Origin of the sequence: Streptomyces triticagri (assembly GCF_003429565.1) — a bacterium.
Taxonomy (GTDB): domain Bacteria; phylum Actinomycetota; class Actinomycetes; order Streptomycetales; family Streptomycetaceae; genus Streptomyces; species Streptomyces triticagri.
The window spans coordinates 13498-37138 of sequence record NZ_QUAK01000016.1; the positions used below are offsets into that span (position 1 = coordinate 13498).

Below are 23641 nucleotides of genomic sequence, written 5' to 3' on the forward strand. Positions count from 1 at the left end.
AGCACACCGGACGCTCCGCGAGGAATCGATCTCGCGGAGCGTCCGAAGCCCGCACCGACCCAGGAGCCCCGCACCGTGTCCGCAGCCGCAGCGACGTATCCGTATCCCGACGCCTTCGGGGCGGACGCCGTGCCCGCACCGCATCCGCTCCTCGCGCCCGTGACCCGGCTTCTGGGCACCTGGCGAGGGCAGGGGCGCGGCGAATACCCCACGCTCGCCCAGGACTTCGCGTACGCGCAGGAAGTGTCCTTCAGCCACGACGGGCGGCCCTTCCTGCATTACGAGGCGCGGGCCTGGATCGTCGACGCGGAGGGGAACCCGGTGCGCCCGGCGGCCCGTGAGACCGGCTGGTGGCGGCTGCAGGCGGACGGCAGGGTGGAGGCGCTGATCAGCCAGCCCACCGGCATCGTGGAGATCGCGGCCGGCAGGGCCGCTGGCGACACGATCGAGCTGACCACCGGCGAGGTGGCCCTCACCCCCACCGCCAAACAGGTCGACGCCACCCACCGCCGCTACGAGCTGACCCCCGACGGCATCCTCACCTTCACCCATGCCATGGCCGCGGTCGACCAGCCGCTGCAGCACCACCTCTCGGCCCGTCTGCGCCGCATCTCCTGACCGTCGCCTCGCACGGACCGCTACGTGGCCCCGTCGAGCAGCAGCGCCTGCAGTTCGCGGGCCGCGCGCGGCGGGGCGACATCGGCCCGGTGGGCGAGGGCGATCGTGCGGTGCAGGCCGGGGCGGGCCAGGGGCGTGACCCGCAGGCCGCTGCCGGCCCGGCGGGCGACCATGCTCGGGACGACGGCCATGCCCAGGCCGGACCGTACGAAGCCGAGCACGGCGTCCATCTCGCCGCCCTCGACCGCGAAGTCCGGCTCGAAGCCCGCGGCGCGACAGGCGGACACGGTGAGTTCGCGCAGGTCGTAGCCGTGCCGGAACATCACAAGGCGTTCGCCCTGAAGGTCCGCGATCCGTACCGTCCCGCGTGCGCCGCCCGGCGCCGGGACCTCCGGTGACGACACCACGACCAGCTCCTCGCGCAGCAGCTCGTGCGTGGTCAGTGACGGCGCGGGGCTCGGCAGCGGCAGCACCACGAGCGCCAGATCCAGGCTCCCGCGGGCCAGCTCGCGCACCAGGTCGTGCGAGCCGCCCTCCTCGATCAGCAGCCGGATGCCGGGAAACCGGTCGTGATAGGCGCGCAGCACATCCGGAAGCAGCCCGGTGCACAGGCTCGGCGTCGCGCCCAGCCGCACCCGGCCGCTGCGCAGCTGCACCAGCTCCTGCACCTCCTGCCGCGCCGTGTCCGCGTCCGCCAGGATCCGGCGGGCCAGCGGCAGCAGTGTCTCGCCCGCGTCGGTCAGGGCGATGTTCCCGCGGGCGCGGCTGAACAGCTCGGCGCCCAGCTCCCGTTCGAGCGAACGGATCTGCTGGGAGAGCGACGGCTGGGCCACGTGCACCCGCTCTGCGGCCCGGGTGAAGTGCCGGGTCTCGGCCACCGCGACGAAGTACTGGAGCTGCTGCAACTGCATACCGGGATCATAGGCGCGGACGATAGACATCGGCTATGGAAATAAGGTAGGTCATGTCTTGGACCTCTTGGGGTGTCCGGATCTACGGTCAGGTCCATGGCATTGGACACGCGCACACGGCGCACGCCGTCGAAGGGGACCGGCGCAGGGCAGCGCCCCGTGCGGGGCGGCCCGCGCGCTCTCTGGGACTCCACCATCGGCAAGAAGGCCGTGATGGCCGTCACCGGCCTGATCATGCTCGGCTATCTGGTGGCCCACATGATGGGCAACCTCAAGATCTTCTTCGGCCCCGGTGAGTTCAACGGCTACGGCCACTGGCTGCGCACCATGGGCGCCCCCGTGCTGCACCACGAATGGGGCCTCTGGCTGGTCCGCATCGTCCTGGTGGTTGCGGTCGTCGGGCACGCGGTCGCCGCATACCAGCTCAGCCGCCGGGACATCAGGGCCAGGCCCGCCAAGTACGCCCACACCAAGCGACGTACGAGCTACGCCACCCGCACCATGCGCTGGGGCGGCGTCATCCTCGCCCTCTTCATCGTCTGGCACGTCCTCGACCTCACCACCGGGCACACCCACCCCGGCGGTTTCCAGGAGGGCCACCCGTACCAGAACGTCGTGGACACCTTCTCCACCTGGTACGGCAATGTCATCTACCTCGTGGCCGTGCTCGCCATGGGACTGCACGTACGGCACGGGTTCTGGAGCGCCGCCCAGACGCTCGGCGTCGGCAACGCGCGCCGCGAGAGGGTCCTCAAGGCCGGCGCGAACGGCCTGGCCCTGCTCCTGACCGCCGGTTTCGTCTCCGTACCCGTCGCCGTCATGACCGGATTGGTGAGCTGACATGACCTCCTACGCGTCCTACACCACCGGCGAACCCGTCGCCGACACCAAGGCCCCCGAGGGCCCCGTCGCCGAACGCTGGGACACCCGCCGCTTCGAGGCCAAGCTGGTCAATCCGGCGAACCGCCGCGGACACACCGTCATCGTCGTCGGCACCGGACTCGCCGGCGGATCGGCCGGCGCCACGCTCGCCGAACAGGGCTACCACGTCGTCCAGTTCTGCTACCAGGACTCCCCGCGCCGCGCCCATTCGATCGCCGCCCAGGGCGGCATCAACGCCGCGAAGAACTACCGCAACGACGGCGACTCGATCCACCGCCTCTTCTACGACACCGTCAAGGGCGGCGACTTCCGCGCCCGCGAGTCCAACGTCCACCGCCTCGCGCAGATCTCCGTCGAGATCATCGACCAGTGCGTCGCCCAGGGCGTGCCCTTCGCCCGCGAGTACGGCGGACTGCTCGACACCCGCTCCTTCGGCGGCGTCCAGGTCTCCCGTACGTTCTACGCCCGCGGCCAGACCGGACAGCAGCTGCTGCTCGGCGCCTACCAGGCCCTGTCCCGGCAGATCGCCGCCGGGAACGTCGAACTGCACGCGCGTACCGAGATGCTGGACCTGATCGTCGTCGACGGGAAGGCCCGTGGCATCGTCGCCCGCGACCTCGTCACCGGGAAGATCGACACCTATTACGCCGATGCCGTCGTCCTCGCCAGCGGCGGCTACGGCAACGTCTTCTACCTCTCGACGAACGCCATGAACTCCAACGCCACCGCGGTCTGGCGAGCCCACCGGCGCGGCGCCTACTTCGCCAACCCCTGCTTCACCCAGATCCACCCCACCTGCATCCCGCGCACCGGCGACCACCAGTCCAAGTTGACCCTGATGAGCGAGTCGCTCCGCAACGACGGCCGCATCTGGGTGCCCAAGGCGCACGGGGACACCCGCCCGCCCCGCGAGATCCCCGAGGACGAGCGGGACTACTACCTGGAGCGGATCTACCCCTCCTTCGGCAATCTGGTCCCGCGTGACATCGCTTCCCGCGCCGCCAAGAACGTCTGCGACGAGGGCAGGGGAGTGGGCCCCGGCGGCCAGGGCGTCTACCTCGACTTCGCGGACGCGATTCAGCGGATGGGCCGGGCCAAGGTCGAGGAGAAGTACGGGAATCTCTTCGACATGTACGCCCGGATCACCGCCGAGGACCCCTACGAAGTGCCGATGCGGATCTACCCGGCCGTGCACTACACGATGGGCGGACTCTGGGTCGACTACGACCTCTCGACCACCGTGCCCGGCCTCTTCGCCATCGGCGAGGCCAATTTCTCCGACCACGGCGCGAACCGGCTCGGCGCCTCCGCCCTGATGCAGGGCCTCGCCGACGGCTACTTCGTGCTGCCGTCCACCATCAACGACTACCTGGCCCGCAACCCGCACCAGGACCCGGTCACCGACACCCACCCCGCCGTCCAGGAGGTCGTCGCCGAGACCGAGGACCGCCTGAACCTGCTGCTCGCCGTGGACGGAGACCGTACGCCCGACTCCTTCCACCGCGAACTCGGCGAACTGATGTGGGAGTTCTGCGGAATGGCCCGTACGGAAGAGGGCCTGCTGAAGGCCCTCGGCCGGATCCCGGGGATCCGCGATGAGTTCTGGCGCCGCATCAAGGTCCCCGGCACCGGAGAGGAATTCAACCAGAGCCTGGAGAAGGCGAATCGCATCGTCGACTACCTGGAGCTCGCCGAGCTGATGTGCCTCGACGCCCTGCACCGCGCCGAGTCCTGCGGCGGCCACTTCCGCGAGGAGTCGCAGACCCCCGACGGCGAGGCCGCGCGCCGCGACGAGGAGTTCTCGTACGCCGCCGCCTGGGAGTTCACCAGTCCCGGCGAGGCGCCCGTCCTGCACAAGGAAGACCTCGTCTTCGAGTACGTCCACCCCACCCAGCGGAGCTACGCATGAAGCTCACCCTGCGTGTCTGGCGCCAGCCGGCCGCCGACACCGACGGCGCCATGACCACCTACGAGGTCGACTCGGTCTCCCCGGACATGTCCTTCCTCGAAATGCTCGACACCCTCAACGAGGAACTCATCCTGCGCGGCGAGGACCCGGTGGCCTTCGACCACGACTGCCGCGAGGGCATCTGCGGAGCCTGCTCACTCGTCATCAACGGCGACGCGCACGGCCCGGAGCGCACCACCAGCTGCCAGCTGCACATGCGGTCCTTCCAGGACGGCGACACCATCGACGTCGAGCCGTGGCGGGCCGCCGCGTTCCCGGTCGTCAAGGACCTGGTGGTGGACCGCTCGGCCTTCGACCGGATCATCCAGGCCGGCGGCTACGTCAGCGCGCCGACCGGATCCGCGCCCGAGGCGCACGCCACCCCGGTGCCCAAGGCGGACGCCGACTTCGCCTTCGAGCATGCCGAGTGCATCGGCTGCGGCGCCTGCGTCGCCGCCTGCCCCAACGGCTCCGCCATGCTCTTCACCTCGGCCAAGGTCAACCACCTCGGCGTCCTTCCGCAGGGCGCACCGGAGCGCGAGACCCGCGTCCTGGACATGGTGGACCAGATGGACGCGGAGGGCTTCGGCGGCTGCACCCTCACCGGTGAGTGCGCCACCGCCTGCCCGAAGGGCATCCCGCTGCCCTCGATCGCGGCGATGAACAAGGAATGGCTGCGCGCGGCACGCAAGTCGCCGCGCTGAGCCGGTCCGACGAACCACCGGGGAGCGCCGCTCCCCGGTACGCGACCGGGCGGTCGACCCGAAGGTGGTGCTCCGGGCCGACCGCCCGTCGTCCGTGGCCGACCGCCCGTCGTCCGTGCTGAGTTCAGCGAGACCCGTGCCCGCGCCCGGTCAGTCGCCCACCGCGCGCAGCACCCCGGGACCGCGGCCTTCGAGGCGGTCGAGGGCGGTCGCCGTCGCCTCGTCGGCCGGCAGCTGTACGAGCAGGTACTGGCCGTCCGACTCGGGCAGCGTCAGCGCCTCGAACGAGAACCGCAGCGCCCCGGCCGTCGGATGGGCGAGCCGCTCCACCCCGCTGCCCGTGGTGATACGGATCGGCGCCGCGATCCGGTCCGTGAAGGCCGCGCCCGCCGTGATCGACAGCTCCGCCACCAGATCCGCGAGCGCCGGATCCTCCTTGGTCAGGTCGAAGTGCAGCGCCGCGACCAGCCGGTCGGCCACCTCGTCCCAGTCGGGGAAGGCCCGCCGTGCGCGCGGATCGGTGAACAGGTACCGCAGCATGCTCGGCTGTTCGGCATCGAGCAGCCCGAGCGGCCGCATCACCCGCTCATAGGCCCGGGTGTACGCCACCACGTCACCGAACCAGTTGAGTACGACCGCCGGCGTCGGCTCGAGCCTGTCCAGCAGACGACGCACCGTGGGCCGCGCCTCCCGGGCCGGCTGCGGCACCGTGCTGCACAGGAACGCGCTGTCGGCCGCCTTCAGGAGCCGGCGCAGATGCGCCCGGTCGTCGTGCGGCAGCTGCAGCGCGTCACAGAGCGCCCCGAGGACCTGCGGCGAGGGATTGCGGTCCCGGCCCTGCTCGAGGCGGGCCAGATACTCGACGCTGATCCCCGCGAGCAGGGCGAGCTCCGTGCGGCGCAGACCAGGGGTGCGGCGGCGGGTGCCGGGCGGCAGGCCGGCCTGCTCGGGCGTGAGGGCCTCGCGCCGGGCGCGCAGGAAGGCGCCGAGCTCATTGCCGCGCGGGTCTCGGCCCTGTGCATCTCGGTTGCCGGTCACGTCTTTGATCGTACGGACGGCACGGGCGGCGAGGGTGGCCCTGTCACTACCCGTCTCGGCCGGGCCTTCCTCCGCACCGGCGGGACGGGCACCGTCGAGCCATGACCACCACCGAATCCCGTAGCACCACCGACGCCCTGCCGCTGCCCGCCGGCCGCTGGGGCTTCGACCCCTTCCACTCCGCGGTCGGCTTCACCATCCGCCACCTGGGCATCTCCAAGGTCCGCGGCCGGTTCAACGACCTCGAGGCGGAGCTGGTCGTGGGGGAGACCCTCGCCACCTCCTCGGTGTCCGCCACCGTGGACCTCGCCTCCGTGGACACCGGCAACACCGACCGGGACGCCCATGTGCGCTCCCCCGACCTGCTCGACGTGGCCCGGCGCCCCACCATGACCTTCCGCTCCACCCGGATCGACGGGGACGGCGAGGACTGGACCCTCGAGGGCGATCTCACCATCGGCGGGGTGACCCGGCAGGTGACCTTCGACGTCGAGTTCGGCGGGCTCGTCGACGTCCCCATGGACGGCAGCCGGCACGCCGGGTTCGACGCCCGCGGGGAGATCCGGCGCAGCGAGTTCGGGCTCGATTTCGCGCCCGGACTGCTCGGCGACGTCATCAGGATCGACCTCGATGTGCAGTTCGTAGCTCCCAAAGCCGAGGAGGCCGCAGGGACGGACGCCTCGTAAGGCACCGCCTCTTGAGGCAACGCCTCGTAAGGCACCGTCCGGCGCTCAGCCGGGCAGCCGGGCCGCCAGATAGGGCGCGGTCCGGCTGCCGGGCGCCCGGGCCACCTCCGCCGGCGTCCCGGTCGCCACGATCCGCCCGCCGCGGTCGCCGCCCCCGGGACCGAGGTCGACCACCCAGTCGGCCGCGGCCACCACATCCATGTCGTGCTCGACGACCACCACCGAGTGACCGGCGTCGACGAGACCGTTCAACTGCCGCATGAGGACCTCGACATCGGCGGGATGCAGACCCGCCGTCGGCTCGTCCAGGACGTACAGGGTGTGGCCGCGGCGCACCCGCTGCAGCTCGCCCGCGAGCTTGATGCGCTGCGCCTCGCCGCCGGACAGCTCGGTGGCCGGCTGCCCGAGCCGCAGATAGCCGAGGCCCACATCGAGCAGGGTGCGCAGACTGCGCAGCACGGGCGGGGTGTCGGCGAAGAAGTCCGCCGCGCCCTCGACGGTCAGGGCCAGCACATCGGCGATGGTGTGGCCCCGGTGCCGGACCTCCAGGGTCTGTGGGTTGTACCGGGCGCCCCCGCAGTCCGGGCACGGTGCGTATGTGCTGGGCAGGAAGAGCAGCTCGACGGTGACCGCGCCCTCGCCCTGACAGGTCTCGCAGCGCCCGCCCGTCACATTGAAGGAGAACCGCCCCACGCCGTAGCCGCGCGCACGCGCCTCGTCCGTCGACGCGTACACCTTGCGCACCACGTCGAAGAGGCCTGTGTAGGTGGCCAGATTGGACCGCGGGGTACGGCCGATGGGCCGCTGATCCACGGTCACCAGCCGTCCCACGCCCGGGAGTTCCTCGGAGATCGCGCCCGTCAGGGTGGACTTACCCGAGCCCGATACGCCGGTGACCGCCGTCAGAACCCCGAGCGGGAGATCCACCGAGACGTCCCGCAGATTGTGCCGGGTGACCGGACCGATCTTCAGCTGACCGGCCGGCTTCCGTACGGTCCTGGCCGGTGCCGCACCCCGGTCGAAGAGGAAACGCCGGGTCGCCGACTCCGGCACCTCCGCCAGCTCGGCCACCGGCCCGCTGTGCAGCACCCGGCCGCCGTGCTCACCCGCCCCCGGACCCACATCGACGATCCAGTCCGCCTGACGCATCACATCCAGATGATGCTCGACGACGAACACCGAGTTCCCCGCCGCCCGCAGCCGGCCGAGCACGGTCAGCAGAGCCTCGGTGTCCGCCGGGTGCAGACCCGCGGACGGCTCGTCCAGCACGTACACCACACCGAACAGTCCGGATCTCAACTGGGTGGCAAGGCGCAGCCGTTGCAGCTCGCCGGCCGAGAGGGTGGGCGTCGTACGGTCCAACGACAGGTATCCCAGGCCCAGTTCACCCACCACCGCGATCCGCGCCACCAGATCGTCGGTCAGCACGCGAGCGGTGGCATCGCCGGCCGCGGTGGTCAGCACACCGGCCAGCTCGGCCAGCGGCAGGGCGGCCAGCTCGGCGATCGTCCGACCCGCGACGGTGACCGCGAGGGCCTCGGGACGCAGCCTGCGGCCGGCGCAGCCGGGACACGGCGCGCTCTGCAGGAAACGCTCCGCGCGGGCCCGCAGCGTCTGACTCCGCGAATCGGCGAAGGTCTTCATCACATGGCGCCGCGCACTCATGTACGTGCCCTGGTAGGGACGGTGGATCCGCCCCGCATCGCGCACCGGATGCACCGTCACCACCGGCTGCTCGTCGGTGAAGAGGATCCACTCCCGGTCCGCCGGTTCGAGCTCGCGCCACGGCCGGTCCACGTCGTATCCGAGCGCATCCAGCACATCGCGCAGATTCTTGCCCTGCCAGGCCCCCGGCCAGGCGGCGATCGCCCCCTGCCTGATGGAGAGTTCGGGATCGGGCACCAGCAACTGCTCGGTCGTACGGTGCACCAGACCGAGCCCGTGACACTGCGGACAGGCACCCGCCGCGGTGTTGGGGGAGAAGGAGTCGGAGTCGAGCCGCTCCGCGCCCGGCGGATAGTCACCGGTCCGGGAGAACAGCATGCGCAGCGAGTTGGACAGCGTGGTCACGGTCCCGACGGACGACCGCGAGGTGGGGGTGGACCGCCGCTGCTCGAGCGAGACCGCGGGCGGCAGGCCCGTGATGTCGCCGACGTTCGGCGCACCGACCTGGTGGATCAGCCGACGGGCGTACGGGGCGACGGACTCGAAGTAGCGCCGCTGCGCCTCCGCGTAGACGGTCCCGAAGGCGAGCGACGACTTACCCGATCCGGAGACACCCGTGAACACCACGAGCACATCACGCGGGATGTCGACGTCCACACCCTGCAGATTGTGCTCGCGCGCCCCACGTACGCGCAGATACGGATCGTGCGGGCTGTCCATCGGCTCTCCGGGGGCTGCAGTCGGGCAAACCCCACGATTCTAGGCGTCGGTCTCCGCCGCAACGCGGGCACCCCGGACGTCCTGGACGCTCTCGAGGCCGGCCACCCGAGCCAGCGCCCGGTACGAGTCGAGCAGCGCCGTGCGGTCGTACGAGGAGGTGGTGACCAGGACCTCCGCCGCTCCGGTGGCCGTGATCAGGTCCTCGAGCCGGGCGGAGACCTCCTGCGGGGTGCCGTACAGCTGGCCGCGAAGGCCCGAGTCGAAGAGCTCGCGCTCCTTGTCGGACATGGTGCGGCGCTCGGTCGCCTCGGCGGGCTCGAGCGGCGGGAAGACGCCGTGCGTACGGGAATACGCCATCGACCAGGCCTCCGGCACCAGGAGCCGGCGGGCCGCCTCCGCCGTGCCGGCGACCGCGACATTGCCCGAGATGATCACCTCGGGGCCGGCCGACCAGGCGGACGGCTTGAAGGCGTCCCGGTACCGCCCTACCGCCTCCACCATCCGCGACCGGCTGCGCAGATCTCCGATCACCAGCGGAAGACCGGCCTCCGCGGCGACCGTTGCACCCTCGCCCATGGCCAGGACGTACGGCGGGATGTCCAGGCCCTCCGCCGGGTGCGCATGCACCTGAGGGAACTCGGTCTGGGTGCCGGAGAGGAAGCCGAGCAGGGTGCTCAGCTGGTCCGCGAACGCGTCCGCGCCCTCGCGGTCCACGCCGAGCGCCCTGCGGATGCCGCCGGTGAAGCCGACGGAACGGCCCAGGCCCATGTCGATCCGGCCGGGGAAGAGCGAGGCCAGCACACCGAACTGCTCGGCGACCACCAGGGGGCGGTGATTGGGCAGCATCACGCCGCCCGTGCCGACCCGGATCGTCGACGTCGCCCCGGCGACGGCCGCCGCGAGCACGGTCGGGGCCGAACCCGCCACCCCCGGCACGCTGTGGTGCTCGGACACCCAGAAGCGGTGATAGCCCAACGCCTCGATCTGCCGGGCGAAACGCACGGTGTCCCGCAGGGCGGCGGCCGGCTCATGGCCTGCGCGGGTGCGGGAGCGGTCCAGTACGGAGAAGCGGGTGCGGCTGATCACGGAGGTCACACCTCCTTCAACGTCCACGAGCGGGCATGATTCCCGCCCTTCGCAGCCCTTCGGCGCACGCCGGCGCCGACGCGGGGCGGCGGCCACGGGAGAACGCGGCCTACGCTGGGGTCATGGACGGCGCAACGCGGCCACCCCTGGCCCTGTTCGACCTGGACAACACCCTCGCAGGCACCGCACACCGGCAGCACTTCCTGGAACGCAGACCACGCGACTGGCAGGGCTTCTTCGCCGCCGCCCCCGACGACCCGCCGCTCGCCGAGGGCCTCCGGCTGGTGTCGCGGACCGCGGTGGAGTGCGAGATCCAGTACCTGACCGGGCGTCCCGAGCGGTGCCGCCGCGACACCAGCGCCTGGCTGGAGCGGCACGGCCTGCCCGCCGGGCGGATCTGGATGCGCGGGGACCGCGATCGCAGACCCGCCCGGCAGACCAAACTCGACGTCCTGCGGCGTCTCGCGCGGGTGCGCGAGGTGCGGGTCGTCGTCGATGACGACGAGCTGGTCTGTGCTGCCGCGGAGGCGGCCGGGTTCACCGTCGTACGGGCACGGTGGGCGTCGGCGTCGGAGGAACTCGCGGATGCGCAGGAGCGCGAGGGGCGGACCTGATCGTCGGGACTCCGCCCCGGAGCCCTGCTGCTCGATCGCCGCAGGTGTTCGAGCGTGCGGCTCAGTCCTCCAGCCGGAACCCCATCTTCAGCCCGACCTGGTAATGCTCGACGGCCCCGTCGACGATGTGGCCACGGACCTGTGTGACCTCGAACCAGTCCAGGCCGCGCAGGGTCTGTGCCGCCCTGCTGATCCCGTTGCGGATGGCTTCATCGATGCCCTGCTGCGAGGTGCCGACGATCTCGGTCACCCGGTACGTGTGGTCGGACATGGAGGCGTACCCCTTTCCATCGGTGACTCCACCGTGCCCCAGCGAGCCGCCGACCGCGAGTGATCGGGGCAGGTCCCGGCGGCTCGAAGCCGGTTGAAGCCTTGACCGAATCGATTGGTCCATACCAAAATCCAGCCACATACCCGGGCGAGCGCTCCTCGCTTCCCCCACGCCGGGCTGCCGTTCCCTGCCCAGCGTGCCGAAGGTGATCGCCCGTGAAGAAGAAGCTGTACGCCGCCCCGCTCGCCCTGGTGTCCCTGGTGGCCGCAGGGGGTTGCGGACTTCTGCCGGGAGATGACGGAGACGCACGCACGGTCACCGTCTGGATGATGAAGGGCAGCGCCACCCAGGCCTTCGTGGACCGCTTCAAGGCCGACTTCGAGGACCGGCACCCGGATGTACGACTGGACGTGACGTTCCAGGAATGGACGGGCATCGGCGCGAAGGTGACCGAGGCGCTCGACAGCGACGAGGCGTCCGCCCCGGACGTGATCGAGGTCGGCAACACCCAGGTCGCGCAGTACGTCGACCACGGAGGACTGCTCGACCTCACCCTGGAGTCGATGCGCGAATGGGGCATGAAGGATTGGCTGCCCGGCCTCGCCGAGCCGGGCACGCATGCGGGCGCCCAGTTCGGCATCCCCTGGTACGCGGCGAACCGAGTGGTGATCTACAACAAGGACCTCTTCGACGCCGCCGGGATCAAGAAGCCGCCGCAGGACCGGGACGAGTGGACGGCCCAGACCGAACGCCTCAACACCGCCGGGAACCAGGGCATCTACCTCGCGGGCCAGGACTGGTACACCCTCGCCGGATTCATCTGGGAGGAGGGCGGCGAGCTGGCCGTGGAGCGCGACGTCCGCTGGAAGGGATCGCTGCACACCGCAGCGGCCCTGCGCGGCATGGAGTTCTACGAGCGTCTGCAGGCACTCGGCGACGGCCCGAAGGACGCCGACGAGGAGACCCCGCCGCAGGCCGAGGTCTTCGCCGAGGGGGACGTCGCACAGATCATCGCGGTACCCGGCACCACCAAGGCGATCGAGGAGGCGAACCCGGAACTCGAGGGGAGGATCGGCTACTTCCCGGTGCCGGGCAGGACCGCGGGCAAGCCGGGTGCCGTCTTCACCGGCGGCTCCGACCTGGTGATCCCCGAACGCACCGACCAGCGGGACGCCGCCGTGGACGTGGTCGCCGAACTGGCCGGCAAGAAGTGGCAGACCGACCTCGCCCGCACCATGAACTACGTGCCCAACAAGACCACCCTGTCCGGCGTGGTCGGCGCCGAGGAGGGCGTCGCCGCCATGGCCGCAGGTGCGGCCGAGGGCCGGGCGACGCCCAACTCGCCCCGCTGGGCCGCCGTGGAGGGCGACAACCCGATCAAGCAGTACATGACCGCGGTCCTCACCGGCCGCGACCCGGCCCGCGAGGCACGCAAGGCCTCGGCGCGGATCACGGAGGAACTCGACCACACCCGCGGCTGACCGCCTCCGCAACCCCGCCGTACGGTTCGGCTCTCCTGGCCGGCGCCCTCACACCCCGGAGAGCGACAGCGCGAACCGCCCCCGTCGATCCGTCCACCAGTGGGCCGGCAGGAACCCGGCCGCGGCCAGCTCCACCCGGACCCGCTCCTCGCGGAACTTGGCCGACACCTCGGTCCGCAGTTCCTCGCCGGCCGCGAACTCCACGGCGAGGTCCAGCTCCTGTATGTGCACCGTGAGCGCACGCCGGGCGCGAAGCCGCATCTCGACCCACTCACGGTCCGGGTCCCAGCGGGCGACGTGATCGAAGTCCTGCGGATCGAAGTCGGCGCGGAGCTCCCGGTTGATCACCGCGAGGACGTTCTTGTTGAACTCGGCGGTCACGCCCGACGGATCGTCGTACGCGGTCACGAGCTCGCGCTCGTCCTTCACCAGGTCCGTGCCGAGCAGCAGCATGTCGCCCGGCTCGAGCAGCCGCCGTACGGAGCGCAGGAACGCCGCCCGCTCCGTGGGCAGCAGATTGCCGACCGTGCCGCCGAGGAAGGCGACCAGCCGCGGACCCGGTGTCGTCGGGAGCGTGAGCGCCCGGGTGAAGTCGGCGATGAGCGCGTGCACCTCGAGCCCCGGCCGTTCCGCGGCCAGCGCCCGGCCGGCGTCCTCCAGGGCACTGGCGCTCACGTCCACCGGTACGTAACTGTCCAGGCCGGGCAGGGCGTCGAGCAGCAGACGGGTCTTCTCGGAGGAGCCGGAGCCCAGTTCCACCAGGGTCCGGGCGCCGCTCGCCGCGGCGATCCGCTCGGCGCGGCTGTGCAGGATCTCCCGCTCAGCGCGCGTCGGATAGTACTCGGAGAGCTCGGTGATCTTCTCGAAGAGGGCGCTGCCGTGGGCGTCGTAGAACCACTTCGGCGGCAGGGTCTTGGGGCTGCGGGTCAGGCCGCTGCGCACATCGGCGCGGAGCGCGGCCCCGGTCGCGTCCTCGGGCAGGATGCGGGTCAGCTGGAACGGGCTCACGCGATCGGCTCCTCAAAGGGATGGTCGAGCGGGTTCGGTCGGTCGTCGGGCACGCGCGAGCCGTCGTCGGCCGGGCCGGCGGCCGGGGCGTCGATCGGGGTGAGGCGGACCTCCGTACGGCTCGCGGTGAGCAGGGTCCGGTCCGGGACCCGGCACCAGGCCGGATCGTCGTCGTACGGCTCGGACGCCACCACGGTGCGCAGGCCCGGGCCGGCCAGGTAGTACAAGGTGTCGCCCCAGGCGGTCGCGGTGATCGAACGGCCGTCGGTGACCAGGAGATTGAGGCGCGAGCCCGGCGCCGCGGCGGCGACCTCGCGCACGGCACCGGCGAGCGCCGGCCCGTCGCCCGCACCCGCGCGCATGCGGTGCAGCACCAGCGCCCACACCAGAGCGGAGTCGCAACGGGCCTCCAGGGACAGCAGATTGAGCGCCGGCAGTGTCCCGGCCACCGTCGCGAGCGACTCCGGCCACCCGCTGACCGCCCCGTTGTGACTGAAGAGCCGGCCCGCACCGGCGAACGGGGCGGCCGCGGCGGCCCCGTCCGCGCCTGCCTCGGTCGCGTCCCGCACCGCGGCGAGCACCGCGCCGCTGCGGACCACCCGGGTGAGATCCGCGTAGTTCGCATCCGCCCAGACGGGTCCTGCCTGCCGGTAGCGGGCCGGCTCCGGGTCCTCGTCCGCGTACCAACCCGCCCCGAAACCATCCGCGTTGACCGTGCCGTAGCGCTGCTCCCGCGGCTCCCAGGACTGCCGGTACAGGCTGTGGGGAGGCCGGACGAGCACCTCCCCGAGGGGCAGCGGATCACCGAGGTACGCGAGATGACGGCACATCAGCGGGCCCCGTCGTCGGTCGCGCCGCCCTCGTCCGGCCCGGCGTCGCGGGCCGTGCGGAAACCGGAGAAGATCTGCCGGCGCACCGGATGGTCCCAGTTGCGGAAGGTGCCCCGGCAGGCCACCTCGCCGACCGCGAACGACCCGCCGCGCAGCACCTTGTAGTCGCCGCCGAAGAACACCTCGGAGTACTCCCGGTACGGGAAGGCGGCGAAGCCGGGGTACGGCAGGAAGCCGCTCGACGTCCACTCCCACACATCGCCCATCAACTGGCCCACGCCCAGCGGGGATCGGCCCGCGGGGAAGCTGCCGGCCGGCGCCGGGCCCAGCCTCCGCTGCCCGAGATTCGCGTGCTCGGCGCCCGGGTCCTCGTCGCCCCACGGGTAGCGTCGCGACCGCCCGGTCGACGGGTCGTGCCGTGCGGCCTTCTCCCACTCGGCCTCGGTCGGCAGGCGCCGCCCCGCCCAGCGCGCATACGCGTCCGCCTCGTACCAACTGACGTGCAGTACCGGCTCGTCGGCCGGCACGGGCTCGGTCACACCGAAGCGCCGCCGCAGCCAACTCCCGCCCTCCCGGCGCCAGAACAGCGGCGCCCGGATGCCCTGCCGGGACACCAGGGCGAAGCCCTGCGGATCCCACCAGCGCGGATCCTCGTACCCGCCGTCCGCCATGAACGCCTGGTACGCGCCACAGGTGACCGGCGCCGTGTCGATCCGGAAGGCGGGCACCTCGCGGCGGTGCGCGGGACGCTCGTTGTCCAGCGCCCAGGGCTCCGTGGAGGTGCCCATGGTGAACGGGCCGCCGGGTACCAGGACCTCGGGCGCGGTGAGCGTGGCGCGCGGGGGAGCGGCCGACTCGTCGGTGAGGGCGGCGGGCCCCTTCCGCAGCTGATGGGTGATCAACATGGTCTCGTCGTGCTGCTGTTCGTGCTGCGCGATCATGCCGAAGGCGAACGCCGAGTCCTCCAGCGGGGATCCGCGCAGCGAGGATCCTTCGAGTACGTCCATCACCCGGCCGCGCACCTCACCGGCGTAGCGATGTGCCTCGTCCGGGGCGAGCAGCGGCAGGCTCGGCCGCTCCGCTCGCGGGTGCTCGAAGGCGTCGTACACCGAGTCGATCTCCGGGCGCAGCGCCTCCTGCCCGGCGACCGCACGCAGCAGCCACTGCTCCTCCTGATTGCCGATATGCGCCAGATCCCACACCAGGGGCGACATCAACGGCGAGTGCTGAGCGGTGAGTTCGGACTCGTCCACGCACTCGGTGAGCAGCCGGGTGCGGTCCCGGGCGGTGGTCAGTACGTCGAGGGCGCGGGTCCGCAGCGCCTCCGGGTCGGCCTGGGGCGAGGTCATGGGTGCCTCCCGTCGGTTCGGTCGAGCAGATCGTCGGCCGGGCAGCGGCCGCGGGCGACATGGCGTTCCGCGAAGGCGCCGACGGCGTCGCGCACCGTCGTCGAGGCGCCGCGCCGCGGCAGCGCCTCGGCCGCCGCCGCGAAGCACTCGGAAGCGGCCCGGTGGAGTTCGGGGTCGGCGAGGCCGTGCCGGGCCGCGTCCAGCCACAACGGATTACGCGGCGCCGGCTGCGGACCGGCACGCTCGCCGAGGGGCTCGACGATCCGGTACGCGCGCTCGGCCGCCTCCGGATCGTCGAAGAGCGCATCGGTGACCGCGAGCGGGACCAGCCAGCCGTCGTCGCCCGGCTGGGCGTCGATCATGCGCAGTTCCAGGTGCCCGCGCGGCCGTACCGGCGGGAACAGGGTGGTCAGGTGATAGTCCAGGTCGTCCTGAGTGGGCGGGCGCGGCAGCCCGTGCCGCAGCCAGTCGCGGAAGGTGAGCCGGTCCGGGATCTGCCAGGGGCCGTGCTCGGTGCGCAGACACATCACCGGGGCGTCCAGGACATGCTGCGTCCAGGCCGCCCGCGGTTCCGCGCCGTCCGGCGGCGCCGCCGATCTGCCCGGTTCGATCGCCGCCCACACGGCCTGCCGTGTCGACCGCCAGCCGGTCCGACGGCCCTCGGCCATGGGGGAGTTGGCGAACGCCGCGACCAGAACGGCGCCCAGCAGATGGGCCATGCGCCAGCGGCGCCCGTGCCCGAGTGGGCCAGGCTCCTCGTGCCCGGCGTCGACGCACACCTGGACCGAGGCCGAGGAGCACATCATCGCCCGTCCGGCGGGGCCCGCCCGGTCGAAGTAGGCCTCCATCGCGTCGTAGCGCGCGGCGTTCAGGGTGCGCCGCGGCGGAAGCCAGGGATCCTGCCCGATCCCGCTGAGACCGAGTCCGAAGTCGGCGAGCGTGCGGCGCAGGAGAAGGAGATCGGCCGACACGAGGTCGACGCATGCGGAGAGGGAAGGGGCGGGGAGCGAGCTCAGCTCGAGCTGCCCGCCGGGTTCCACGGTGAGCGGTGAGGCGAGCGGCAGGGCGCGGACCGCGGCAAGCGCCGCCTCGTGGCGTTCGGGTGGGACACGGAGCCTGGGATCGCTCAAGTCCCGTATGTGCCATTCGAGTTCGACACCAAGAGTGTGGGGCGGTCCGGTCTTGAAACAGATTCCCTTGACCAGCGCCTCGACCTCCGCCTCGGTGACGGTGGGGGTGCGCCGGGGACAGTCGGCCTCTTGCATGGATCGGTCCTCCGGATCATGGATCGAAGGTGTGTTCGATAATGCGTGGCTCGGTGAGAATGCCTCCGCTCGCCTCTCCCCGTCAACCCAAACTCTTCCGCCGCACCTGCACAAGGGTGCACCTCCGGCCGACGAATTGCATTGCGGCAGCCGTCGCCCGCGGGCAACCATGGCGACATGAGAACGACGGGGGACGGCACATGAGCGCACGACTGCGGGCGACCGCACAGCACACCCAGGAGATCGTCGCAGCAGGTCACTACGTACTTCCGGACGGCCGGCGGGTGGACCTCGCCGCGGACGTCGCGGCCGCGGCCGACGGCACGGCCCTGTTCGGTCCGGAACCGGTCGCCGCCGGCGACGCTCGTACGGGATCCGGCGCCGACCGGGCGGCGTCCGCCGCCACCCGTTTCGAGACGACCGCCGAGAGCAGCCTGGAGGCGGCCCACCGCCTGCTGACCCCGCCGGCGGATGCGCCGGCCGAGGGCGCGGATCCGGTCGCCGTCCTCAACTTCGCCTCAGCGCGCAACCCCGGCGGAGGCTTCCTCAACGGCGCCCAGGCGCAGGAGGAAGCACTCTGCCGGGCCTCCGCCCTCTACCACTGCCTGCTCCGCGCCCCGGACTACTACGCCCACCACCGCGCGGACCGGGACCCGTTCTACACCGACCGCGTGATCCACTCACCCGGCGTCCCGGTGTTCCGTGACGACCGCGGCGCGCTCCTCCAAGTCCCCTACCGGGTCGGCTTCCTGACCTCGCCCGCGCCCAACGCGGGCGTCATCCTCAGCCGTACGCCGGACGCGGCGCCCCGTATCGCGCAGGCGCTCGCGCGCCGCGCCGAACGCGTCCTGGAGACCGCAACCGCCTGCGGATACCGGCGACTTGTCCTCGGCGCCTGGGGCTGCGGAGTCTTCCGGAACGACCCGGCGCAGGTCGCGGCCGCATTCCGGGCGCTGCTCGCGGACGGCGGGCGCTTCGAGGCCGCTTTCAGCCAGGTGGTGTTCGCCGTGCTCGACCGCACGCGCGCGGCCACCACGCTCGGTGCGTTCACCGATGCCTTCGCGGACCTGACCGCGGACACGGCGCCGTGAGAGGTCCCGAGGCGGCCGTGCCCGCGTGATTCATTGCCAGCCGTAGCGCTCCCGGAGCCGATGCACCACCGCATTGAAGCGCATCCGGTCGAGCGCGCAGGCCTCCCGGCGCATCCCGCCGTCGTGCACCCGCAGCACCCGGTCCAGGTCCACCCATGACTCGCGGCCGGAGGAGTCCCAGGGGCCACTGCCCAGCGGCGCCCACTCCCGGTCCCCGTCGTGCCGCTTGCTGGACAGCGCCACACCGAGCAGGCTGCCGGCCGTCTCGCGCGCGACGATCAGCACCGGACGGTCCTTGCCCCGGCCGTCGTTCTCCTCGTACGGCACCCAGGTCCAGACGATCTCGCCCGGGTCCGGGTCGCCGTCGCGGGCCGGCGAGTACTCGGTACGGACCCGGCCCACCTGCCGGGGATCGGCCTCGGTGGTGGCCGAAGGCCCGTGGCGGCCGGGGGAGTCGGCGCGGTACTGGGGATCGGTGGAGGAAGTCACGCGCAGCACCCTAGGCCAACCTCACCGGCGGCCCCGAGGCAGGTCACCCGAAGCGGAACGCTCTGACGACCCGGCCGTCGCCGGACTGGCCCCGCACGTCCCGCAGGTACAGCGTGCCGTCCTGCCACCAGGCGTCCTCGCAGCTCACATCCACGCCGCTGATCGTCTTCGGCGCTCCCCGCACCCGGCCGGCGAACTCCCGCGCACCGTCTCGCAGTCCGAAGGTGTACACCTCCGCCTGGCCCGCGTCGCCCGCACCGTCCGAGACCGCGATCACCCGGTCACCGTCGACGCCCACGGGGTAGGCGGCCGCCCGCTTCTTCGAGCCCTTGTCCGCCCAGAGCTGCTTGCCGGTCTCCAGATCGATCACCGCCGTGCCGACGGTCAGACCGCGGATCGAGCCCGCGGTGGGCACGACCGCGACGCCGTCGGCGAAGTGGACCGCATCCGGGCGGCCCACCAGCGCGTTGTCCGGGAGCCTGATCCGCCGCAGCGGCCGGCCGGAGGCGTCGTACGTGTCCAAGTGGCTGAACTGCGCGCCCCGTTCCGTCCGCAGCAGGACGAGAGGGTCTTCGGAGACGATGGTCCCCGCGCGGTTGCCGTCCGTGAGCCGCTCGCCGGATTCGAGGTCGTACAGCATCCGCTTGTCGGCCGGCTTCTTCCGGTCGCTCCCCGCCTCGGTGGGGCAGTGGCGGGTGAGCAGCGCATACCGCGCACCCACCTCGGAGGAAGGGGCCGAGACCGTGCAGTCGTCGTCCTTCGGCAGCAGCGGGTCGAGACGCCTGCCCCCGGGTGTGAAACGGACCGGCCCCGTACGGGAGTTGAAGGTCAGGACCGCGGAGCCGGCCGCGACGCTGTGCGTGGTGCCGGGCGGGCCGCTGTCTCCCGGCTCGTGGTCGGCGTCGAGCGGGGCCGTCCAGAGCCATCTGCCCGTCTTCGCGTCGACCGCCGCGGCCAGTGTGCACCGCCCCTCTTCGGCATCGACCGGACGCAGCAGCGCGGCACCGATCCCGTCCGCGTTGACCTCGTCCGACAGCGTGCACAGCGATCGGGCGCCGCTCGGCAGGCGCAGCTTCCAACGGCCTTCGCCGGTACGCGCGTCCAGGCCCTGCACACCGTCGCCGAGCCGGTCCACGAAGAGGTCGCGGATGTTCCACCACGGCAACCGGCGAGGCGTCCCCTCGTAATCCGTCTGTTGCCACGCCGCCTTCAGGACGCGCGGCGGGGCGGGCTTCTTCGCGTCGTCGCCCCCGCCCCCGCCGTCCGGCCCGCCCCAGGCCCAGACGGTCGCCGCGATCACCGCCACCACGACCACGCCCGCGCCGCCCACCAGCGGTGCTCCCCGTCGTACGCCCATCACGTCCCCCGTTCCCCCGGCCGTACGGCCCCTGCTCCGGCGACGACCGACCCTACGCGACGGCTCCCGGGACGCGGACGCAGAAGGACCCGGAGCCCTGGGGGAACTCCGGGTCCTCGATGTCCCGACGCGCGCGGCTGTCCTCGCGCTCGCGCCGGCCGCTCACCCGAGGCGGCGGCCGGCCCCGCTCACTCGCCGGCGGGCGAAGCGGGCTGACCGCCCTGCGCGCCCTCGCCACCCTGATTGGCCTGCTCCTCGGCAATGGCCTTCCGTACATCGTCCATATTCACATCGCGTGCCTGGCCGATGACATCCTCCAGGGCCGACTCCGGCAGCGCACCGGGCTGCGCGAAGATCGCCACCTTGTCCCGGACGATCGCGAGCGTCGGGATCGACTGAATGCCGAAGGCCTGCGCGAGCTCGGGCTGGGCCTCCGTGTCCACCTTGCCGAAGACCAGGTCCGGGTGGCGCTCGGAGGCGCTCTCGTACACCGGACCGAACTGCCGGCAGGGACCGCACCAGGCCGCCCAGAAGTCGATGAGCACGAAATCGTTCTCCGACACGATCTCGTCGAAGTTGTCCTTGGTGAGTTCCTGGGTGCTCACTGATCTACCTCTCCAGGCGGCTGCGTCGTACTGACCCGCACAACGGCGCGGGACCGTGCCCTATTCCGGGCCACTGTTCCGGCTGCCCCTGTGGCCGCGGCGCACACATCCGGGAAGACTGGGATTCATGGGACAGGGACATGCAGCCACCATCGAGTACGACGTCGTCGTCCTGGGCGCCGGGCCCGTGGGGGAGAACGTGGCGGATCGCGCCCGGGCAGCGGGCCTGAGCACCGCGATCGTGGAGAGCGAGCTGATCGGGGGCGAATGCTCCTACTGGGCGTGCATGCCCAGCAAGGCGCTGTTGCGCCCGGTGATCGCACGGGCCGACGCACGCAGGGTGCCGGGCCTGCGCCAATCGGTGCAGGGCCCCCTCGACGCCGCCGCCGTACTCGCCCACCGGGACTACTACACCAACCACTGGAAGGACGACGGCCAGGCCGGCTGGCTGGACTCCATCGGCGTCCGGGTCCATCGCGGCCACGGCCGCCTCGACGGCCCGAAACGCGTCACCGTGACCAGCCCCGAGCGCGAGCGGCACGTCCTGGTGGCGCGGAAGGCCGTCGCCGTGTGCACCGGCAGCCGCGCGGTACTGCCGGATCTGCCCGGGCTCGCCGGCGCCCGCGCCTGGACCAGCCGCGAGGCCACCAGCGCGGACCACGTCCCCGAGCGGCTCGCCGTGGTCGGCGGGGGAGTGGTCGGCACCGAGATGGCCGCCGCCTGGCAGGGGCTCGGATCCCGCGTCACCCTGCTCGCCCGCGGCGACGGACTGCTGCCGCGCATGGAACCCTTCGCCGGCGAACTGGTCGCCGAAGGGCTGCGCGAAGCCGGCGCGGACGTCCGCACCGGCACCGATGTGACCTCCGTGGTCCGGCGCGGCGACACGGTCACCCTGACGCTCGGCGACGGTTCCCTGGTCGAGGCCGACGAGGTGCTGATGGCCACCGGCCGCGCCCCGCGCACGGACGACCTCGGCCTGGAGTCCGTCGGCTTCGAGGACGGATCCTGGCTCACCACGGACGACAGCTGCCGGGTGGCCGGCACCGACTGGCTGTACGCGGTCGGGGACGTCAACCACCGGGCGCTGCTGACCCACCAGGGCAAGTACCAGGCGCGCATCGCCGGCGCCGCCATCGCCGCACGGGCGGCTGGAGTGCCGCTGCTCGAGACGGATCCCTGGGGCGCCCACGCGGCGACCGCCGACCACCGGGCCGTGCCCCAGGTCGTCTTCACCGACCCGGAGGTGGCCGCGGTCGGGCCGACGCTCGCCGAGGCCGAGGCGGCCGGGCGCCGGGTGCGCGCGGTCGACCACGACATGGGCGCGGTCGCCGGCGCGGGGCTCTACGCGCACGGCTACCGCGGGCAGGCCAGGATGCTGGTCGACCTCGACACGGAGACGGTCATCGGCGCCACCTTCGTCGGCCCCGGCGCCGGTGAACTCCTGCACGCGGCCACCGTCGCCGTCACCGCCGAGGTCCCGGTGGAGCGCCTCTGGCACGCGGTCCCCGCGTACCCGACGATCAGCGAGATCTGGCTCCGCCTCCTGGAGACGTACCGCGGCTGACCCGCGGATTCGAGGGCCGGCTCGGGACGCTCCCATTGACGCCCCGAGCCGGCCCGTCCTAGCCTCGAGCCGTCTTCATACGCAACTGGCGTCCACGTATGAGAATTTGAGGCTGAGGATCCGATGGGTACCGCACAACCGACCGTCGTCTCGTACGCGGTGTTCCCCGTCGCCGGCCGGGACAGCATGGAGCTCAATCTCTCCGGAGCCCACGGCCCCTTCTTCACTCGGAACGTCCTCGTCCTGACGGACTCCGAGGGCCGCACCGGACTCGGCGAGGTGCCGGGCGGCGAGGCCATCACCCGCACCCTCACCGACACCGAACCACTGGTCCTGGGTGCGGAGTTGGGGCGGTACAAGGCCGTCCTGCGGGCGATCGGGGACCGCTTCGGCGACCGCGACCGATCCGGGCGCGGCAGCCAGACCTTCGATCTGCGGACCACCGTGCACGCCGTCACGGCGGTCGAGTCCGCCCTGCTCGACCTCCTCGGCCAACACCTCGGCGTACCCGTCGCGGCGCTGCTCGGCGACGGCCAACAGCGGGAATCCGTACGGATGTTGGGCTATCTCTTCTATGTGGGCGACCCGGACCGCACCGATCTCGACTACGTACGTGAACCTGACGCCGCGACCGACTGGTACCGCATCCGGCACGAGGAGGCCCTCACCCCCGAAGCCGTCGTACGCCAGGCCGAGGCCGCCCAAGCCCTGTACGGATTCCGGGACTTCAAGCTCAAGGGCGGCGTACTGGCGGGCACCGAGGAGGTCGCCGCGGTGCGCGCCCTGAAGCGGCGCTTCCCCGAGGCCAGGATCACCCTCGACCCCAACGGCTCCTGGTCACTGTGCGAGGCGGTGGACCTCTGCGGCCCTCTCCTCGACACCCTCGCCTATGCCGAGGACCCCTGCGGGGCCGAGGACGGATACTCCGGGCGCGAGATCCTCGCCGAGTTCCGGCGCGCCACGGGCCTGCCCACCGCGACCAACATGATCGCCACCGACTGGCGCCAGTTGACCCACGCCCTGGCCCTGCAATCCGTCTCCATCCCGCTGGCCGACCCGCACTTCTGGACCATGCAGGGATCGGTACGAGTGGCCCAGCTCTGCCACGAGACCGGCCTCACCTGGGGCTGCCACTCCAACAACCACTTCGACATCTCACTCGCCATGATCACGCACTGCGGCGCCGCGGCCCCCGGCGACTACAACGCCCTCGACACCCACTGGATCTGGCAGGAGGGCCTGGAGCGCCTCACGTTCACCCCGCCCCGTATCACCGGCGGTGAGGTCGCCGTGCCGTCGGCGCCGGGCCTCGGTGTCCGGCTCGACCCGGACCGCCTGCACGCGGCGCACGAGCTCTACCGGGAGAAGGCACTCGGCGCGCGCGACGACGCGACCGCGATGCAGTACCTCATCCCCGACTGGCAGTTCGACCCGAAGCGACCCTGCCTGGTGAGGTAGG

Annotated in this window: 22 protein-coding genes; 10 read left to right on the top strand and 12 right to left on the bottom strand. The window is 72.0% G+C overall.

Annotated elements, in window-relative coordinates; all coding sequences use genetic code 11:
- Positions 1 to 75 precede the first annotated feature (75 nt).
- Positions 76 to 618 carry an FABP family protein gene (locus DY218_RS03040; RefSeq protein ID WP_128554319.1) on the top strand — a complete coding sequence of 181 codons (543 nt, stop codon included), beginning with the start codon at positions 76 to 78 and terminating at the stop codon, positions 616 to 618.
- A 20-nt stretch (positions 619 to 638) separates the two neighbouring features.
- Here DY218_RS03040 and DY218_RS03045 read toward each other — a convergent pair whose 3' ends face one another.
- Complete coding sequence (locus DY218_RS03045; RefSeq protein ID WP_128554320.1) at positions 639 to 1529, bottom strand: LysR family transcriptional regulator; 891 nt, start codon at positions 1527 to 1529, stop codon at positions 639 to 641.
- 96 nt (positions 1530 to 1625) lie between these two features.
- Here DY218_RS03045 and DY218_RS03050 point away from each other — a divergent pair, with 96 nt between their 5' ends.
- The 3 genes from DY218_RS03050 to DY218_RS03060 are packed head-to-tail and all read left to right on the top strand — an operon-like array spanning position 1626 to position 5063.
- Positions 1626 to 2369, top strand: a complete 744-nt coding sequence (locus DY218_RS03050; RefSeq protein WP_128554321.1) for a succinate dehydrogenase — start codon at positions 1626 to 1628, stop codon at positions 2367 to 2369.
- Between the two features lies 1 nt (position 2370).
- On the top strand, positions 2371 to 4320 hold the full coding sequence (locus DY218_RS03055) for a fumarate reductase/succinate dehydrogenase flavoprotein subunit (protein ID WP_128554322.1): 1950 nt from the start codon (positions 2371 to 2373) through the stop codon (positions 4318 to 4320).
- A complete protein-coding gene (locus tag DY218_RS03060) occupies positions 4317 to 5063 on the top strand; it encodes a succinate dehydrogenase/fumarate reductase iron-sulfur subunit (RefSeq protein ID WP_128554323.1) in 747 nt (248 codons plus the stop codon). Before DY218_RS03055 ends, DY218_RS03060 begins: the two co-directional genes overlap by 4 nt.
- 150 nt (positions 5064 to 5213) lie before the next feature.
- On the opposite strand, the gene DY218_RS03065 is transcribed toward DY218_RS03060, so the two are convergent.
- A complete protein-coding gene (locus tag DY218_RS03065) occupies positions 5214 to 6101 on the bottom strand; it encodes a helix-turn-helix transcriptional regulator (RefSeq protein WP_128554324.1) in 888 nt (295 codons plus the stop codon).
- 101 nt (positions 6102 to 6202) lie between these two features.
- On the opposite strand from DY218_RS03065, the gene DY218_RS03070 reads away from it, so the two are divergent.
- Positions 6203 to 6787, top strand: a complete 585-nt coding sequence (locus DY218_RS03070) for a YceI family protein (RefSeq protein ID WP_128554325.1) — start codon at positions 6203 to 6205, stop codon at positions 6785 to 6787.
- A gap of 45 nt (positions 6788 to 6832) precedes the next feature.
- On the opposite strand, the gene DY218_RS03075 is transcribed toward DY218_RS03070, so the two are convergent.
- Positions 6833 to 9172, bottom strand: a complete 2340-nt coding sequence (locus DY218_RS03075; protein WP_128554326.1) for an excinuclease ABC subunit UvrA — start codon at positions 9170 to 9172, stop codon at positions 6833 to 6835.
- A 39-nt stretch (positions 9173 to 9211) separates the two neighbouring features.
- Positions 9212 to 10267, bottom strand: a complete 1056-nt coding sequence (locus DY218_RS03080; protein WP_128554327.1) for an LLM class flavin-dependent oxidoreductase — start codon at positions 10265 to 10267, stop codon at positions 9212 to 9214.
- A gap of 113 nt (positions 10268 to 10380) precedes the next feature.
- On the opposite strand from DY218_RS03080, the gene DY218_RS03085 reads away from it, so the two are divergent.
- Positions 10381 to 10872 (top strand): phosphatase domain-containing protein, encoded by a 492-nt coding sequence (locus DY218_RS03085; RefSeq protein ID WP_128554328.1) that lies wholly within the window; start codon positions 10381 to 10383, stop codon positions 10870 to 10872.
- Positions 10873 to 10933: 61 nt separating this feature from the next.
- Here the strand turns inward: DY218_RS03085 and DY218_RS03090 are convergent, their stop codons facing one another.
- On the bottom strand, positions 10934 to 11143 hold the full coding sequence (locus DY218_RS03090) for a dodecin (protein WP_128554329.1): 210 nt from the start codon (positions 11141 to 11143) through the stop codon (positions 10934 to 10936).
- Between the two features lie 215 nt (positions 11144 to 11358).
- On the opposite strand from DY218_RS03090, the gene DY218_RS03095 reads away from it, so the two are divergent.
- Positions 11359 to 12624, top strand: coding sequence for an extracellular solute-binding protein (locus DY218_RS03095; RefSeq protein ID WP_128554330.1), 1266 nt, complete (start codon positions 11359 to 11361; stop codon positions 12622 to 12624).
- A gap of 48 nt (positions 12625 to 12672) precedes the next feature.
- Here DY218_RS03095 and egtD read toward each other — a convergent pair whose 3' ends face one another.
- Genes egtD through egtA form a run of 4 tightly spaced genes read right to left on the bottom strand, consistent with a single transcriptional unit; the run spans position 12673 to position 17076 of the window.
- Positions 12673 to 13632 carry an L-histidine N(alpha)-methyltransferase gene (gene egtD, locus DY218_RS03100; RefSeq protein ID WP_128554331.1) on the bottom strand — a complete coding sequence of 320 codons (960 nt, stop codon included), beginning with the start codon at positions 13630 to 13632 and terminating at the stop codon, positions 12673 to 12675.
- Complete coding sequence (gene egtC, locus DY218_RS03105) at positions 13629 to 14462, bottom strand: ergothioneine biosynthesis protein EgtC (RefSeq protein WP_128554332.1); 834 nt, start codon at positions 14460 to 14462, stop codon at positions 13629 to 13631. The genes egtD and egtC overlap by 4 nt, the downstream gene beginning before the upstream one ends.
- The gene (gene egtB / locus DY218_RS03110) at positions 14462 to 15811 is read right to left on the bottom strand and encodes an ergothioneine biosynthesis protein EgtB (protein ID WP_128554333.1); all 1350 of its coding nucleotides are present in this window, start codon (positions 15809 to 15811) and stop codon (positions 14462 to 14464) included. The genes egtC and egtB overlap by 1 nt, the downstream gene beginning before the upstream one ends.
- Positions 15808 to 17076, bottom strand: coding sequence for an ergothioneine biosynthesis glutamate--cysteine ligase EgtA (gene egtA, locus DY218_RS03115; protein ID WP_128554334.1), 1269 nt, complete (start codon positions 17074 to 17076; stop codon positions 15808 to 15810). The genes egtB and egtA overlap by 4 nt, the downstream gene beginning before the upstream one ends.
- A 200-nt stretch (positions 17077 to 17276) precedes the next feature.
- On the opposite strand from egtA, the gene DY218_RS03120 reads away from it, so the two are divergent.
- Entirely contained in the window at positions 17277 to 18167 is an 891-nt protein-coding gene (locus DY218_RS03120; RefSeq protein ID WP_128554335.1) for a TIGR02452 family protein, read from the top strand.
- A 30-nt stretch (positions 18168 to 18197) separates the two neighbouring features.
- Here DY218_RS03120 and DY218_RS03125 read toward each other — a convergent pair whose 3' ends face one another.
- From DY218_RS03125 to DY218_RS03135, 3 genes are all read right to left on the bottom strand, one after another.
- On the bottom strand, positions 18198 to 18665 hold the full coding sequence (locus tag DY218_RS03125) for a type II toxin-antitoxin system PemK/MazF family toxin (RefSeq protein ID WP_199566605.1): 468 nt from the start codon (positions 18663 to 18665) through the stop codon (positions 18198 to 18200).
- Positions 18666 to 18699: 34 nt separating this feature from the next.
- Positions 18700 to 20013 (bottom strand): hypothetical protein, encoded by a 1314-nt coding sequence (locus DY218_RS03130; RefSeq protein ID WP_128554337.1) that lies wholly within the window; start codon positions 20011 to 20013, stop codon positions 18700 to 18702.
- Between the two features lie 188 nt (positions 20014 to 20201).
- A complete protein-coding gene (locus tag DY218_RS03135) occupies positions 20202 to 20618 on the bottom strand; it encodes a thioredoxin family protein (RefSeq protein ID WP_128554338.1) in 417 nt (138 codons plus the stop codon).
- 127 nt (positions 20619 to 20745) lie between these two features.
- Between DY218_RS03135 and DY218_RS03140 the strand changes: the two genes are divergently transcribed.
- Complete coding sequence (locus tag DY218_RS03140) at positions 20746 to 22182, top strand: dihydrolipoyl dehydrogenase family protein (RefSeq protein ID WP_128554339.1); 1437 nt, start codon at positions 20746 to 20748, stop codon at positions 22180 to 22182.
- Positions 22183 to 22305: 123 nt separating this feature from the next.
- Positions 22306 to 23640: an enolase C-terminal domain-like protein gene (locus tag DY218_RS03145; RefSeq protein ID WP_128554340.1), complete on the top strand. Its 1335-nt coding sequence runs from the start codon at positions 22306 to 22308 to the stop codon at positions 23638 to 23640.
- Position 23641 lies beyond the last annotated feature (1 nt).

Bases quoted from the DNA above. Each gene is read 5' to 3' on its own strand.
- DY218_RS03050 (WP_128554321.1), top strand. From the start codon at position 1,626: ATGGCATTGGACACGCGCACACGGCGCACGCCGTCGAAGGGGACCGGC.
- DY218_RS03145 (WP_128554340.1), top strand. From the start codon at position 22,306: ATGGGTACCGCACAACCGACCGTCGTCTCGTACGCGGTGTTCCCCGTC.
- DY218_RS03090 (WP_128554329.1), bottom strand. From the start codon at position 11,143: ATGTCCGACCACACGTACCGGGTGACCGAGATCGTCGGCACCTCGCAG.
- DY218_RS03060 (WP_128554323.1), top strand. From the start codon at position 4,317: ATGAAGCTCACCCTGCGTGTCTGGCGCCAGCCGGCCGCCGACACCGAC.
- DY218_RS03085 (WP_128554328.1), top strand. From the start codon at position 10,381: ATGGACGGCGCAACGCGGCCACCCCTGGCCCTGTTCGACCTGGACAAC.
- egtC (WP_128554332.1), bottom strand. From the start codon at position 14,462: ATGTGCCGTCATCTCGCGTACCTCGGTGATCCGCTGCCCCTCGGGGAG.
- DY218_RS03070 (WP_128554325.1), top strand. From the start codon at position 6,203: ATGACCACCACCGAATCCCGTAGCACCACCGACGCCCTGCCGCTGCCC.
- DY218_RS03140 (WP_128554339.1), top strand. From the start codon at position 20,746: ATGGGACAGGGACATGCAGCCACCATCGAGTACGACGTCGTCGTCCTG.
- egtB (WP_128554333.1), bottom strand. From the start codon at position 15,811: ATGACCTCGCCCCAGGCCGACCCGGAGGCGCTGCGGACCCGCGCCCTC.
- DY218_RS03075 (WP_128554326.1), bottom strand. From the start codon at position 9,172: ATGGACAGCCCGCACGATCCGTATCTGCGCGTACGTGGGGCGCGCGAG.
- egtA (WP_128554334.1), bottom strand. From the start codon at position 17,076: ATGCAAGAGGCCGACTGTCCCCGGCGCACCCCCACCGTCACCGAGGCG.
- DY218_RS03120 (WP_128554335.1), top strand. From the start codon at position 17,277: ATGAGCGCACGACTGCGGGCGACCGCACAGCACACCCAGGAGATCGTC.
- DY218_RS03055 (WP_128554322.1), top strand. From the start codon at position 2,371: ATGACCTCCTACGCGTCCTACACCACCGGCGAACCCGTCGCCGACACC.
- DY218_RS03130 (WP_128554337.1), bottom strand. From the start codon at position 20,013: ATGGGCGTACGACGGGGAGCACCGCTGGTGGGCGGCGCGGGCGTGGTC.
- DY218_RS03045 (WP_128554320.1), bottom strand. From the start codon at position 1,529: ATGCAGTTGCAGCAGCTCCAGTACTTCGTCGCGGTGGCCGAGACCCGG.